The 12,814-nt window shown below is 49.4% G+C and carries 15 protein-coding genes; 9 read left to right on the forward strand and 6 right to left on the reverse strand.

Annotation, left to right across the window (positions count from 1 at the left end; genetic code table 11):
- Positions 1-13: 13 nt before the first annotated feature.
- Positions 14-1,039 carry an HTH-type transcriptional repressor PurR gene (gene purR, locus ACKQAD_RS00260; protein WP_409158286.1) on the reverse strand — a complete coding sequence of 342 codons (1,026 nt, stop codon included), beginning with the start codon at positions 1,037-1,039 and terminating at the stop codon, positions 14-16.
- 377 nt (positions 1,040-1,416) lie between these two features.
- Here purR and cydH point away from each other — a divergent pair, with 377 nt between their 5' ends.
- On the forward strand, positions 1,417-1,506 hold the full coding sequence (cydH, locus tag ACKQAD_RS00265) for a cytochrome bd-I oxidase subunit CydH (RefSeq protein ID WP_409158287.1): 90 nt from the start codon (positions 1,417-1,419) through the stop codon (positions 1,504-1,506).
- Between the two features lie 87 nt (positions 1,507-1,593).
- On the opposite strand, the gene ACKQAD_RS00270 is transcribed toward cydH, so the two are convergent.
- Positions 1,594-2,445: a C40 family peptidase gene (locus tag ACKQAD_RS00270; RefSeq protein ID WP_409158288.1), complete on the reverse strand. Its 852-nt coding sequence runs from the start codon at positions 2,443-2,445 to the stop codon at positions 1,594-1,596.
- Between the two features lie 341 nt (positions 2,446-2,786).
- On the opposite strand from ACKQAD_RS00270, the gene ACKQAD_RS00275 reads away from it, so the two are divergent.
- Complete coding sequence (locus ACKQAD_RS00275) at positions 2,787-3,137, forward strand: Grx4 family monothiol glutaredoxin (protein ID WP_010276591.1); 351 nt, start codon at positions 2,787-2,789, stop codon at positions 3,135-3,137.
- 111 nt (positions 3,138-3,248) lie between these two features.
- On the opposite strand, the gene rnt is transcribed toward ACKQAD_RS00275, so the two are convergent.
- Complete coding sequence (gene rnt, locus ACKQAD_RS00280) at positions 3,249-3,920, reverse strand: ribonuclease T (protein ID WP_409158289.1); 672 nt, start codon at positions 3,918-3,920, stop codon at positions 3,249-3,251.
- A 150-nt stretch (positions 3,921-4,070) separates the two neighbouring features.
- Positions 4,071-4,478: a lactoylglutathione lyase gene (gene gloA, locus ACKQAD_RS00285; RefSeq protein WP_409158290.1), complete on the reverse strand. Its 408-nt coding sequence runs from the start codon at positions 4,476-4,478 to the stop codon at positions 4,071-4,073.
- Between the two features lie 290 nt (positions 4,479-4,768).
- Between gloA and ACKQAD_RS00290 the strand changes: the two genes are divergently transcribed.
- Positions 4,769-5,008: a DUF1289 domain-containing protein gene (locus tag ACKQAD_RS00290; RefSeq protein WP_409158291.1), complete on the forward strand. Its 240-nt coding sequence runs from the start codon at positions 4,769-4,771 to the stop codon at positions 5,006-5,008.
- A gap of 227 nt (positions 5,009-5,235) precedes the next feature.
- Positions 5,236-5,673, forward strand: coding sequence for a transcriptional regulator SlyA (gene slyA / locus ACKQAD_RS00295; RefSeq protein WP_409158292.1), 438 nt, complete (start codon positions 5,236-5,238; stop codon positions 5,671-5,673).
- Between the two features lie 131 nt (positions 5,674-5,804).
- Here slyA and ACKQAD_RS00300 read toward each other — a convergent pair whose 3' ends face one another.
- Complete coding sequence (locus tag ACKQAD_RS00300; protein WP_409158293.1) at positions 5,805-6,272, reverse strand: outer membrane lipoprotein; 468 nt, start codon at positions 6,270-6,272, stop codon at positions 5,805-5,807.
- A 349-nt stretch (positions 6,273-6,621) separates the two neighbouring features.
- Here ACKQAD_RS00300 and anmK point away from each other — a divergent pair, with 349 nt between their 5' ends.
- From anmK to pdxY, 5 genes are all read left to right on the forward strand, one after another.
- Positions 6,622-7,734 carry an anhydro-N-acetylmuramic acid kinase gene (anmK, locus tag ACKQAD_RS00305; protein WP_409158294.1) on the forward strand — a complete coding sequence of 371 codons (1,113 nt, stop codon included), beginning with the start codon at positions 6,622-6,624 and terminating at the stop codon, positions 7,732-7,734.
- A 97-nt stretch (positions 7,735-7,831) separates the two neighbouring features.
- Positions 7,832-8,149, forward strand: coding sequence for an MliC family protein (locus tag ACKQAD_RS00310; protein WP_409158295.1), 318 nt, complete (start codon positions 7,832-7,834; stop codon positions 8,147-8,149).
- Positions 8,150-8,255: 106 nt separating this feature from the next.
- Positions 8,256-8,936 carry a pyridoxamine 5'-phosphate oxidase gene (gene pdxH / locus ACKQAD_RS00315; RefSeq protein ID WP_409158439.1) on the forward strand — a complete coding sequence of 227 codons (681 nt, stop codon included), beginning with the start codon at positions 8,256-8,258 and terminating at the stop codon, positions 8,934-8,936.
- A gap of 235 nt (positions 8,937-9,171) precedes the next feature.
- Complete coding sequence (gene tyrS / locus ACKQAD_RS00320; protein WP_409158296.1) at positions 9,172-10,449, forward strand: tyrosine--tRNA ligase; 1,278 nt, start codon at positions 9,172-9,174, stop codon at positions 10,447-10,449.
- A gap of 84 nt (positions 10,450-10,533) precedes the next feature.
- A complete protein-coding gene (gene pdxY, locus ACKQAD_RS00325) occupies positions 10,534-11,394 on the forward strand; it encodes a pyridoxal kinase PdxY (RefSeq protein WP_409158297.1) in 861 nt (286 codons plus the stop codon).
- Between the two features lie 38 nt (positions 11,395-11,432).
- Here pdxY and gstA read toward each other — a convergent pair whose 3' ends face one another.
- Positions 11,433-12,041, reverse strand: a complete 609-nt coding sequence (gstA, locus tag ACKQAD_RS00330; protein ID WP_409158298.1) for a glutathione transferase GstA — start codon at positions 12,039-12,041, stop codon at positions 11,433-11,435.
- Between the last annotated feature and the right edge of the window lie 773 nt (positions 12,042-12,814).

A 12,814-nucleotide genomic window follows, 5' to 3' on the forward strand; every position in this document is an offset into this window, starting at 1 on the left:
CGTGTCGCCGCGTTTAGCGGCGATAGTCGAGGTAAGGGCCGTCTGCCACAGAGCGTCGCTCAATTAACGTCGGATGGACTTCAATGACGTGCGCATCTTCCCGCTTACTGGTAATACGATCCAGCAACATCGCGAAGGCGGATTGACCTAGTCGCTCTTTGGGCTGATGAATGGTGGTCAGCGCCGGCGTAAAGAAACGCGCGTGGCGCACGTTGTCATAACCGATCACCGAAATATCCTGCGGCACGCGTAGACCCAGTTCGTCTGCCGCACAGATAGCGCCCATCGCCATGATATCGCCGCCGCAGAATACGGCCGTTGGTCGCTGTTTCTGCGCGAGAATCTGATGCATGGCTTTATAACCGGATTCCGGCTCGAAATCGCCCTGAACCACCCACTCTTCGCGTACAGTAATGTCTGCTTCCTTCAAGGCTTTTAAAAAGCCGAGGTAGCGCCCGCTGCCGGTGTTGCGTTCCTGAATGCCGGGGATGGCACCGATATCCCGATGACCGCGTTCGATCAGGTAGCGGCCTGCCATATAACCGCCTTCAAAGGCGTTATCGATAATCGTATCGGTAAAATCGCTGTGTATCTGTCCCCAGTCCATCACGACCATCGGAATGCTGCGGTAATCTTCCAGCATCGCCAACAGCTCTGGTGGATATTCGGCGCACATCACCAGGAGACCGTCCACGCGTTTTTGCGCCAGCATGGAGAGATAAGCGCGCTGCTTACCGATGTCGTTATGCGAATTACACAGCACCAGCGTGTAGCCTTTGGCATAGCAGCTGTTTTCGACGGCTTCGATGATCTCGGCGAAATAGGGGGCTTCGCTGGATGTGGCCAGCAAACCGATTGATTTAGTGTGATTAACTTTGAGGCTGCGGGCGACGGCGCTGGGCGAATAGTGTAATTCTTTGATTGCCGCCCTGACGGCTGCCTTAGTCTCTTCGGCGACGAAACGTGTTTTATTGATCACGTGCGATACGGTTGTGGTGGAAACGCCAGCACGTTTTGCCACATCTTTAATCGTTGCCATCTAAAAATGACTCCTGAACTTACCTGTTACAGACGTAAGTATATTGTTAATCGTTTGCCTGCGTTTAAAGTTCTTCTTCTAAGCTAAAAAACAGGATTTCAGAAGGAGAATGCCGAATGTTATACCGAAGGGATCAGGCTTGACGTTTTTCGACCGATACGCAGCGCTTTCATAAACAGCGGATTGTGTCCGATTTATCATGAAAGTGAAAGGGCTAATTTATACTATTAGTGATGCATTCGTCCGAGATTTTTCACTGAAATTATGAAAGAATCGTAATAACCCTATTGTTTGTGGATTTAAGCGCCTGAATGGGTTCGCTGTAAAGGGCGGTTTCCTCTTTCAGGTAAAATTTGTTCGTTAATAAGGAGTGGTTTATGAATACAGATCTAAAGATGTCTTTGCTGACAACGGTTGGCGCACTGGCGATGATCATTGTGTTCAGTTTTGTTGCGGTGCTGAACTAACCGAACGATGCTTCTGTGTGGTTTTGGTATATCAGACACGTTTATATTGCATAAAATGTGTCTGAATCGATTTATGTAATCTGTTTCTCAACGAATCGTCTGTGGTGTTACCACGCGACGCGCGCCAACGTAGTGCTCCTGCCAATAATCTTCACTCAACTTGCTGATACGAATATCTGAACCTGTACGCGGCGACTGGATAAACTTCCCTTCTCCCAGATAAACCCCGACGTGATCGGCTGCGCCGCGATTATTGATACGGAAGAAGACCAAATCGCCGCTTTCCAGCTCGCTCTTTTTAATCGGAGCGGCATCATGCAGATGATACATTTCGTTAGCGGTACGTGGAATCTGGATCTTAACGACATCTTTGTACGCATAATAGACCAGTCCGCTACAGTCGAATCCGGTAAAGGGAGATGAGCCACCCCAGTGGTAAGGCTTGCCTATCTGGCTCATCAACTTATTCATTGCTGTCGTTTTGGCATGCTGATAACGCTTTTTATGCGCCGCACTCAGCGCCATGCCTTTTTCTCTAGGGGCCGGATCTTTCTCCGCTTTTGTCTTAAGCGCCGTCTTCTTCAGCCCGGTTTTGACTCTGACCTGTGCGGTTGTCTGCTTCTGTTTTTCAGGCTTCAGCTTTTTGAGGTTTTTTTTCACTAGTGCGGGTGTGCTGCTTTGCGTCCGTGACAGCTTTTTTTCTGTTGATTTGTTCGCGCTGCGGGGGGTGGTTTTCGTAATGGCAGCGGTAGGTTCTGGTTTTTTGCTTTTGATTGGTGTCGGTGATTTCGCATTACCCTTTGTTTGACGGCTTTTCTTATTGGTTTCTTCAACGGTGCTTTTCTTTAGCGCAGAATGTGGGGTATGCGGCGCAGCCTGAACGACGTTCAGGGATAGATTGCTGAAAAATAATATAAAAAGAGTAATAAACAAGCGCATGATAAAAGTAACCGAACATAATCCTTAACTCGCTCAATCCGCACAGTATTCCTGAAAACGGCGGCATAAAAAAGTGGGCATGGCCGCTTTATTCATACAGAATAGTGAAAAAACATTAATAGTTGTTTTTTCGATTGATTTATCAACGCGTTCTGGCGTTGATTTCATCAATGGCGAATAACGTGCAGGGAAAATACCCCTACAAAAAATGGCGTTTTTTTGTGGCTGGTGGCATCGGTACAATATCACTGAGTCAATGTCGCTGTCGTAGTACCTCTGACGGCGGCTCATGGCTAGCGTTTTGGACGTTAGCCATCCTATAGGTTTAAGGAAGCAAGAAGATGACGACACCGACAATTGAAAAAATTCAGCGCCAAATTGCTGAAAACCCGATTCTGCTGTACATGAAAGGCTCCCCTAAATTGCCAAGCTGTGGTTTTTCCGCACAGACGGTTCAGGCGTTGTCTGCATGCGGCGAGCGTTTTGCGTATGTTGATATTTTACAGAATCCGGATATTCGCGCTGAGCTGCCGAAATATGCGAATTGGCCGACATTCCCGCAGTTGTGGGTTGACGGCGAGCTGATTGGCGGTTGTGATATCGTAGTTGAAATGTTCCAGCGTGGTGAACTGCAACCGCTGATCAAAGAAACGGCCGACAAGTACAAAGCGCAGCAGGCCGATCAAGAGTGATGCGTTCTTTTGATGTAATGACGATGCCACATGTCATTACCATGCGAGCGTAAATCCTTCCAGCGGGTGCCTTATGGCACCCGTTCTTTTATCTCTGATTTTCCCGTCTTTTCAGTCTTCAACTGACGCGTCTTCCAGCACATGTTCTTCCTGCGCAATCGGCCACCCGCCCAGACGTTTCCAGCGATTAACCAACTCACAGAACAACAAGGCCGTTTGGTTGGTGTCATACAGTGCGGAATGTGCCTGGCTGGAGTCAAATGCAATACCCGCGGTAATACAGGCCTTAGCAAGGACGGTTTGTCCTAACACCAGCCCGCTGAGTGCCGCGGTATCGAAGGTGGCGAAAGGATGAAACGGGTTGCGTTTCAGGCTACAGCGCTCCGCTGCCGCCATCATGAAACTATGGTCGAATGTAGCATTATGCGCCACGATAATGGCACGGTTGCAGTTTTGCTCTTTGATCCCTTTGCGCACGACTTTGAAAATGTCGTGCAGCGCATCATATTCGCTCACGGCACCGCGTAGCGGATTGGTAGGGTCAATGCCGTTAAACGCCAGCGCAGCGGGTTCGAGGATAGCACCTTCGAATGGTTCAACATGAAAATGTAGCGTTTCATCTGGCTTCAACCAACCGTCTTGATCCATTTTTAATGTTACCGCCGCAACCTCTAGCAAGGCATCGGTTTTCGCATTAAATCCGGCGGTTTCAACATCAATCACTACCGGGTAAAACCCACGAAAACGGCCGCTCAGGGCATTCAGATCACTTTTATCAGCCATTTGTCTCTTAATTGTTAGCAAAACGCAGCGCGCATTATTGCAAATTTTGACTGGAGATGCAGCATGCTGTTGCCGTTCAAACGCCGAAGGTGGTAGAAGAAGAGGGGGGAGAACAGGTGCCGATGCAGCACCTGTAGCATGCGAGATATATCAGTGGCCGATGCCGTTACCCGCGTGGACATTTTCGATCAATTCAATTTTATAGCCGTCTGGATCTTCAATGAACGCGATGACGGTTGTGCCGCCTTTGACCGGGCCGGCTTCACGCGTGACATTGCCCCCCGCTTTACGGATACGCTCACAGGTTGCGGCAACATCGTCAACGCCCAATGCGATATGACCATAGGCGTTGCCCAGATCATAGCTGTCGACACCCCAGTTGTAGGTCAGTTCGATAACCGCACCTTCACTTTCTTCGGTATAACCGACGAAAGCCAGCGTGTATTTGTATTCGGTATTCTCACTGGTACGCAGCACGCGCATGCCTAGAACCTGAGTATAGAAATCGATAGAACGTTGTAAATCGCCAACACGCAGCATAGTGTGAAGTAAACGCATAGTGTCCTCGTTAATAAAGTGCAACAAAAGGGAAGTATAGCGTTACGGCTCTGCCGAGTCCAAACTGTTGGGATGATGCTAAAAAAGCGACACGGTAGTAAGGTTTGTGTTAAAACGTACCAATAGGAGGGGGGAAATAGCGCGGTGGGTCACTTTTAGATCGACTGGCGTGTAAAAAAATCGTTAGTTATTACAATGGCTACCTAATTATTTTCATTGTGACTGTCCATTTGGACTTGCCAGCGGTAAAGAACAGGGCTTCAATAAATAGAGTTGTCGCAGGAGGTGTTGTGCCAGAGCAACTTGAACTCTTTGTGGTTCCTAATCCATGCCGTGGTATTTGTCAGGCAGATGAAGGCGGGTATTGTCGCGGTTGCTTTCGCAGTCGTAATGAGCGCTTTAGTTGGGGCCAAATGAGTGATGCGCAGAAACAGGATGTGCTGCGTTTGTGTCGGCAGAGAATGAAACGGTCACAGCGTTCAGAGAAAACCGATACGCCAGCAGAGTCTCTTCAGCCATCGTTGTTTTAAGTCATCTTGTCTGAGATGGTCTATTCACGTGAAATTTTGTTTAAGCAACGCAGGAGCGTTCGATTGAATAAAATAAGCCTGAGATCATTTTTAAAAGACTTTTATTTGATAGAATCCATTTCTCGATGGTTCTATTTTTACAACAATAAAGTCGTTTCTTATTTTATAAATCAGAGTTGATTGCAATCCAGGGATATAACTTAGCGTGCTAACAATAAGGAGAGGTGATGGAATTGCCATTAGGATCTGATTTAGCCCGTCTGGTGCGCGTATGGCGTGCGCTAGTCGATCATCGGTTAAAACCACTTGAACTGACTCAGACGCACTGGATTACGCTGCATAACATATACCATTTACCCCCAGGCCAATCACAGATTCAACTGGCCAAAGCGATAGGTATTGAGCAACCCTCATTAGTCCGAACACTGGATCAGCTTGAGGAGAAAGGGTTAATCACTCGCCACGTTTGTGCACACGATCGTCGGGCAAAACGTATTATGCTGACTGAATCGGCAGAGCCGATCATACAGGCAGTCAATGGAGTAATTAGCCATACACGTAATGAAGTATTATTTGGAATTACGCCGGAGCAGGTCGATGAATTAGCGCTGCTGGTTGCGCGCCTTGAGAAAAATATATTGGCATTACATGAAAATCAAGCGTAGCTAAATTTGGGTTACGCAGAGGGAGAATTAAATCCCGGTAATATTACCAATACCTGTTATTGGTTACTCATTCTGGGAGTTGATTATTCGTTGTGACGATCGCCGCAGTTGGCGGCGATCGTCACATAACATCACCGTGGGGAAACGGTGATGTTGCGGCCATTGCTGGCCATAGCAACGCGTTGACCTACGCTAAATTTCGTGTCGCCTTGTTTCTGTACTACCATGATGGTACTACCGTCATCACGACGAATTTCCAACTCTACTCCCTGTGTGCGGTTCAGCGCACTCGTTGCGCTTTGACCCGCGACCCCACCGGCTACCGCACCGGCAGCTGTTGCCAGACTACGCCCAGAACCGCCGCCGATAGTGTTGCCCAGGAAACCACCCAGTACGGCACCGCCCAGCGCGCCGATCACATTAGAATCCTCTCCCGCCTGAATCTGAACCGGGCGCGTAGAAACAATCGTACCGTAGGTAACGGTCTGCACCTGTTTAGCTTCGGACGCACTGTAAACATCACCTGAAAGCGTACTGGTATTAGCACAACCAGCCAGCGTGATACCAGCAAGGGTAACCACAAGTAAACGCTTCATCATAATACAAACTCCTTAATAGCGAATATGTCGGGTTGGCTTCAGCCCTGGCCGACATCGTGTTATACCAATAAATTATGGTCTGGCTCAGTGTAGCATGCCACTCTTTTTACTCTTTTTTTCAGAATATAATGGTGCGCTTAAATTGCGTATAAATAGAGAAGTAAATCGCACGAACAGTGGCTTTTTTGTAGCAAATATTATCAAAAACCCTTATTTGGTTAAAACCTAGACCGTGTAGAAAAAACGCAAAAAATTTAATAATTCAGCGTGTTAACGTGCTACTTTTATTCTCGAGGCAACGGTTGTTAGCGGTTTTCTCTTTTTATCCCATAGAGTCAAAGGCTACATAATGAGATCAGGCAGATATATTGGCGTAATGTCCGGCACCAGCCTGGATGGTGTGGATGTTGTGCTAGCCGCGATTGACGAACATACAGTTGCTCAGCAGGCCAGTTACTGTCACCCGATACCGCAGGACATCAAAATGGCCATCCTGGGGATGTGTCAGGGGCAGGCGGTGACGCTGTCGGCGCTGGGGCAGTTGGATACGCGGCTGGGTATCTTGTTTGCCGAAGCTGTGCTGGCGCTGCTTAAAGAGACAGCGTTGGGCGCTCAGGATATTACGGCAATTGGCTGCCACGGGCAGACGGTTTGGCATGAGCCCACGGGTGAGGCGCCCTGTACGTTGCAGATAGGCGACAATAACCGCGTAGCGGCATTGACAGGCATTACGACTGTGGGGGATTTTCGCCGCCGTGACGTGGCTTATGGCGGGCAAGGCGCACCGTTGGTGCCATCGTTCCACCATGCGTTGCTGCTACATCCTGTCGAACGGCGTATCGTGCTTAATATCGGGGGAATCGCCAATCTGTCGCTGTTGGTGCCGGGCGGGCCTGTACGTGGTTACGACACGGGGCCCGGAAATATGCTGCTGGATGCTTGGATCTGGCGGCACCGTGCACAACCGTATGATAAAGACGCCGTGTGGGCGATAAGCGGGCAGGTGAATCCGCTATTACTCCGCCGGATGTTGAGCGATCCTTACTTTGCGTTACGTGCGCCCAAAAGTACCGGACGGGAGTATTTCAACCTGGGTTGGCTGGAAAAAATGCTGGCTGGATTGCCGCCGATGGCACCGCAGGATGTTCAGGCAACGCTGGTTGAATTAGCCGCAACGAGCATCGCCGAACAGGTGTTGCTGGTCGGTGGATGCGAACGTTTACTGGTTTGTGGCGGCGGGGCGCGTAATCCGCTCATCATGACGCGTCTCTCGGCGCTGCTACCGGGCATTGAAGTCAGCACGACGGATGAATGTGGCGTGAGCGGTGATGATATGGAAGCATTGGCATTTGCCTGGCTGGCTTCACGCACGCTGTCGGGACTGTCGGGCAACCTACCGTCCGTAACGGGAGCGAGTCAGGAAACGGTGTTAGGCGCGATTTATCCGGCCAACGCGGATTAATCAGATTTTGCCGAGAGGTTCAGGTTTATCCTCTTGTTAAACTTGAATAAGCGGTAGCGTCAGTTGCCGCCATCAACAAGAATGACAGGAGAAAAGAATGAAACGATTGCTGGTGGGGACAGCGCTGATTCTGCTGAGCGGATGCAGCTATTTTGGTCATAAACAGACGGTGGAAACGCTGCATTACCAATGCGGTACCATGCCGTTAACCGTGACGCTACAGCAGGGCGGTGAAACGCCTTCGCAGGTGAATTTCCTTCTGGATGGTGAACGTTTGACTCTCCCTGAGGCGGTCTCCGCGTCTGGCGTCCGATACAGCAATGATACCTACACATTCTGGAGCAAAGGCAATCGCGCATTTATCCAACGTGGTGAACGAGTGATCGTAGACGACTGCGTGTTGGAACCGTTGTAACGGTATCACACGGTCACGGTGTTACTGCTGATTGCGATTTTTCGGGTACGGGAGCAAAATGGGATTTTCGCCCGCTTCTGGCCCGACATTGCGACAGCAGGACATTATGACTCAGGAACGCTCCCCCTCTGATAGTACTCCTCTTCAACCCGCCGATATCGCCGACATCCGCCGTGAATACACGCGTGGTGGGCTGCGCCGTAGCGATCTTCCCGCTAACCCGCTGGATTTATTTGAACGCTGGCTGAAGCAGGCCTGTGACGCGAAACTGGCCGATCCTACGGCGATGTCCGTCGCGACCATTGATGAATTCGGACAACCTTATCAACGTATCGTTTTGCTTAAGCACTATGATGAGAAAGGCATGGTGTTTTATACCAACATGGGCAGCCGCAAAGCCCATCACTTGGAAAACAACCCACGTATTAGTTTGTTGTTCCCTTGGCATATGCTGGAGCGACAGGTGATGGTGTTGGGGCGCGTGGAGAAACTCCCCATGTTGGAGGTATTGAAATATTTCCATAGCCGCCCGAGAGACAGCCAGATTGGTGCATGGGTGTCAAAACAGTCGAGCCGGATCTCTGCGCGCGGCGTGCTAGAAAGCAAATTTTTGGAGTTGAAGCAAAAATTCCAGAATGGCGAAGTACCTTTGCCGAGCTTTTGGGGAGGCTATCGCGTCGTTATCGATTCTGTGGAGTTTTGGCAGGGCGGTGAACACCGCTTGCATGATCGGTTTTTCTACCAGCGGCAGGGAGAAGGCTGGCAGATTGATCGTTTAGCGCCTTAATCGCGAAATATCCGTGTTAAACGCTGGCGCTCCTATCATCAGCACTTTATCCTATGAAGTTTCGCGTTGACTGGGTATTGCACGGCGATAGGGCATTTATAGCCTGTTGCCAAGGTAATGCGGCAGCGAAATCATCATGCGACGGCAGGCAGGTATGCTGCGCATTTCTCACAGTGTTGTGCGTACCCCTAATAGGGAACGTAACAGCCTATTTTTTATAAAAATGGAGTTATCGATGGTGAGTAGTAACCTGATTAAACAATTGCAAGAGCGGGGCTTGATTGCTCAGGTGACGGATGAGGGTGCGTTAGCAGAGCGGCTGGCGCAAGGGCCAATTGCACTGTATTGCGGCTTCGATCCCACCGCTGACAGCTTGCATTTGGGGCATCTGGTGCCGCTGCTCTGCCTGAAACGCTTCCAGTTGGCTGGCCACAAACCGGTTGCATTGGTTGGCGGTGCCACGGGGCTGATCGGTGACCCAAGCTTTAAAGCCACGGAGCGTAAGCTGAATACGGCTGACACCGTAGGTGAATGGGTAGAAAAAATCCGTCGTCAGGTTTCTCCATTCCTGGATTTTGACTGTGGCACAAACAGCGCAATCGCGGCCAATAACTACGATTGGTTCGGCAGTATGAACGTGCTGGATTTCCTGCGTGATGTCGGCAAACATTTCTCAGTTAATCAGATGATTAACAAAGAAGCCGTTAAACAGCGCTTAAACCGCGATGACGTCGGTATTTCCTTTACCGAGTTTTCTTACAACCTGCTACAGGGATATGACTTTGCCTCGCTGAACAAGCAGCATAACGTCGAGTTGCAAATCGGTGGTTCTGACCAATGGGGCAACATCACCTCCGGTATTGATTTGACGCGCCGTATGAACCAGAAACAGGTTTACGGTTTGACTGTGCCGTTGATCACCAAATCTGATGGGACGAAATTCGGTAAAACTGAAGGCGGCGCGATCTGGCTGGATGCCAGCAAAACCAGCCCTTACAAATTCTACCAATTCTGGATCAACACGGCAGATGCCGATGTGTACCGCTTCCTGAAATTTTTCACGTTCATGAGCCTTGAAGACATCGATGCGCTGGAAGAAGAAGATAAAAACAGCGGCAAGGCTCCACGCGCGCAGTACGTGCTGGCGGAAGAAGTGACTCGTATGGTACATGGCGAAGCGGGTCTGGAAGCGGCTCGCCGTATTACGCAAAGCCTGTTTTCTGGCGCATTGCAGGATATGACGCAGGACGATTTTGCCCAACTGGCGCAGGATGGTATGCCGATTATCGAATTGGAAAACGGCGCTGATTTGCAACAGGCGCTGGTGAGTGCTGAGCTGGTGCCGTCACGCGGACAAGCCCGTACAATGATCTCCTCGAATGCGGTAACGATTAACGGCGAAAAACAGGCCGATCCTGAGTACACCTTTAGTGCTTCCGATCGTCTGTTTGATCGCTATACCTTGCTGCGTCGTGGTAAAAAGCACTACTGCCTGATCTGTTGGAAAGCATAAGCATCACCGATAAGGGAGCGCCAGCTCCCTTTCTTCTTGTAAGTTGAGGCGCACAGGCGCTGGCAAGGATTCGAGTTGTATCTAATGAAAAATATACTTTCCATCCAATCCCATGTCGTTTTTGGTCATGCTGGTAACAGCGCGGCAGAGTTTCCGATGCGTCGGATGGGCGCAAACGTTTGGCCGTTGAATACGGTGCAATTCTCGAACCATACCCAATACGGCCACTGGACGGGGTGTGTGATGCCTGCCAGTCACCTGACCGAAGTGGTGCAGGGGATTGCGAATATCGACAAGCTGAAAACCTGTAATGCTGTGCTGAGTGGTTACATCGGTTCGGCGGAGCAAGGGGAACATATTCTGGGGATTGTCCGGCAAGTAAAAGCCGCTAACCCTGATGCGCTGTACTTCTGCGATCCGGTGATGGGCACGCCAGAGAAAGGCTGTATTGTCGCGCCTGGCGTATCTGGATTTCACTGTCAGCAATCGCTGCTTGCGGCCGATATTATCGCACCGAATCTGCCTGAACTGGAACTGCTCGGTGGCCGTACTGTGCATAACGTGGCGGAAGCCGTGGAAACTGCGCGCGCACTGTGTGAAAAAGGGCCAAAAATCATTCTGGTCAAGCACCTTAGCCGAGCGGCCGAGCGTGAAGACAGCTTTGAAATGTTGCTGGTCACGCCGACGGATGCCTGGCATATCAGCCGCCCGCTGGTGGAATTTGAACGCCAGCCTGTCGGCGTGGGCGATTTAACCAGTGGGTTGCTACTGGTTAACTTGCTGAAGGGGGTGGCATTGGATAAGGCGCTGGAGCACACAACGGCGGCTGTCTACGAAGTCATGCTGGTGACGAAAGAGATGGATGAATATGAGCTACAACTGGTGGCCGCTCAGGATGGGATTGCTAATCCGCGTCATCATTTCCAGGCAATTCGCCTGTCGTAAAATGTATAACGCCCCGAATTTCGGGGCGTTATAGCGTGTTATCCTTTCAACCTTTCAACCTTAAGTGCGGTCGCAACGGAAGGGCGTTCGGCAATATGGTCGAGGTAAGCTGCCAGCGCAGGGTAGCGGAACATATCCAGTTTTAGCGACTGTGCCCAGCGCATCACGGTAAACAGGTAGGCATCGGCGATACTAAAACGGTTAGCGACCAGATAGTTCTGTTCACTTAACACCAGATTGATATAACGGAATTTGACCTGCAAATATTCCATAAGCAGCTCTTTATAGGTTTCCGGCGTACCAGGACGGAAGAGCGGCGTAAACGTTTTGTGCAGCTCAGCAGAAATGTAATTCAGCCATTCGAGGGTATGGTAGCGAGCCATGCTCCCGGTAGGGGCGATAAGGTTACAGTGTGGAACCAGATCGGCGATGTACTCGGCGATCGCGACACCTTCAGTCAGGATAGAACCATCATCCAGCTCTAGCGCAGGCACCATGCCTTTCGGGTTGATGAACATATAGTCGGCTCCACGCTCTGTCTTTTTGGTGCGCAGGTTGACCTTCTCTAGCTTGAAATCCAGCTTGGATTCGATCAAAACGATGTGTGTAAAAAGAGAACTGCTTTCAGCCTGATAAAACAGTTTCATGAAAACCCCTTTCTATTATTATTTTTCCATCAACACATGCGCTGATGATTGTTGAATAACTACTGTCGTTTTTTTACAACAAAACGTAATGGGAGAGTGTGAGGCCTCTTGCAAAATACTCCTTATGTATGATTTTTGCATGAAATTTAGGCAAATTTGACAGTGCGACGTCAAATTTTTATACGCCATGTTGAGGCTGTTTTGCTGGAGTCAACGAGCAGATAAGCAACGTGGTGCAGCGTCTGGCATCGGCCATTTGGGGCTGGTGCAGAAACATTGGCGTTACGGAGCATTAGGGACGTTTCTGGGTGTTCAAAATTGCGATTACGGTGGGGGGGAAGACGATAACGCAGCAAACACGCTAAATAAAATGGTGTTATTGGATTTTGAAGCAAATACGGTTAAATCAGTGGCGTGAGCGATGTTTTCCGATGCGTGATTTATCGATGTTAATTAATTTTTATTAAATTTCTTGATAAGAAAAATTTCATTAGTGACAGGTTTCGTATTTTTCATGATACCGTCAACTTAAGTTATTTCCCCCAGGCTAGTGCCTCATGGATATCTAAAAATGTAAATAGGAGGGGGTATGAAGAGACGCAATTTATTGTCATGTCGGTTAGATTACCCACTTATTTATCGCATGTAACAAAAGAGGAGTAGTCATGTTGAATGACTTTTGTGGCGAAGGAGAAAAATGCGCTAACTATAAATTTTCCATTTATATCCTCTGGGTTGTTACTCAGTTTTTATTATTGATGGGAAGACAATAA

The organism is Pectobacterium artocarpous (assembly GCF_046159765.1).
In the GTDB taxonomy this organism is placed as follows: Bacteria; Pseudomonadota; Gammaproteobacteria; order Enterobacterales; family Enterobacteriaceae; genus Pectobacterium.

What these genes read in the sequence shown, in the direction of transcription:
- ACKQAD_RS00275 (WP_010276591.1), top strand. Translation starts at nt 2,787, where the DNA reads ATGACGACACCGACAATTGAAAAAATTCAGCGCCAAATTGCTGAAAAC.
- ACKQAD_RS00300 (WP_409158293.1), bottom strand. Translation starts at nt 6,272, where the DNA reads ATGATGAAGCGTTTACTTGTGGTTACCCTTGCTGGTATCACGCTGGCT.
- tyrS (WP_409158296.1), top strand. Translation starts at nt 9,172, where the DNA reads ATGGTGAGTAGTAACCTGATTAAACAATTGCAAGAGCGGGGCTTGATT.
- cydH (WP_409158287.1), top strand. Translation starts at nt 1,417, where the DNA reads ATGAATACAGATCTAAAGATGTCTTTGCTGACAACGGTTGGCGCACTG.
- pdxH (WP_409158439.1), top strand. Translation starts at nt 8,256, where the DNA reads ATGACTCAGGAACGCTCCCCCTCTGATAGTACTCCTCTTCAACCCGCC.
- rnt (WP_409158289.1), bottom strand. Translation starts at nt 3,920, where the DNA reads ATGGCTGATAAAAGTGATCTGAATGCCCTGAGCGGCCGTTTTCGTGGG.
- pdxY (WP_409158297.1), top strand. Translation starts at nt 10,534, where the DNA reads ATGAAAAATATACTTTCCATCCAATCCCATGTCGTTTTTGGTCATGCT.
- gstA (WP_409158298.1), bottom strand. Translation starts at nt 12,041, where the DNA reads ATGAAACTGTTTTATCAGGCTGAAAGCAGTTCTCTTTTTACACACATC.
- purR (WP_409158286.1), bottom strand. Translation starts at nt 1,039, where the DNA reads ATGGCAACGATTAAAGATGTGGCAAAACGTGCTGGCGTTTCCACCACA.
- slyA (WP_409158292.1), top strand. Translation starts at nt 5,236, where the DNA reads ATGGAATTGCCATTAGGATCTGATTTAGCCCGTCTGGTGCGCGTATGG.
- ACKQAD_RS00270 (WP_409158288.1), bottom strand. Translation starts at nt 2,445, where the DNA reads ATGCGCTTGTTTATTACTCTTTTTATATTATTTTTCAGCAATCTATCC.
- anmK (WP_409158294.1), top strand. Translation starts at nt 6,622, where the DNA reads ATGAGATCAGGCAGATATATTGGCGTAATGTCCGGCACCAGCCTGGAT.
- ACKQAD_RS00310 (WP_409158295.1), top strand. Translation starts at nt 7,832, where the DNA reads ATGAAACGATTGCTGGTGGGGACAGCGCTGATTCTGCTGAGCGGATGC.
- gloA (WP_409158290.1), bottom strand. Translation starts at nt 4,478, where the DNA reads ATGCGTTTACTTCACACTATGCTGCGTGTTGGCGATTTACAACGTTCT.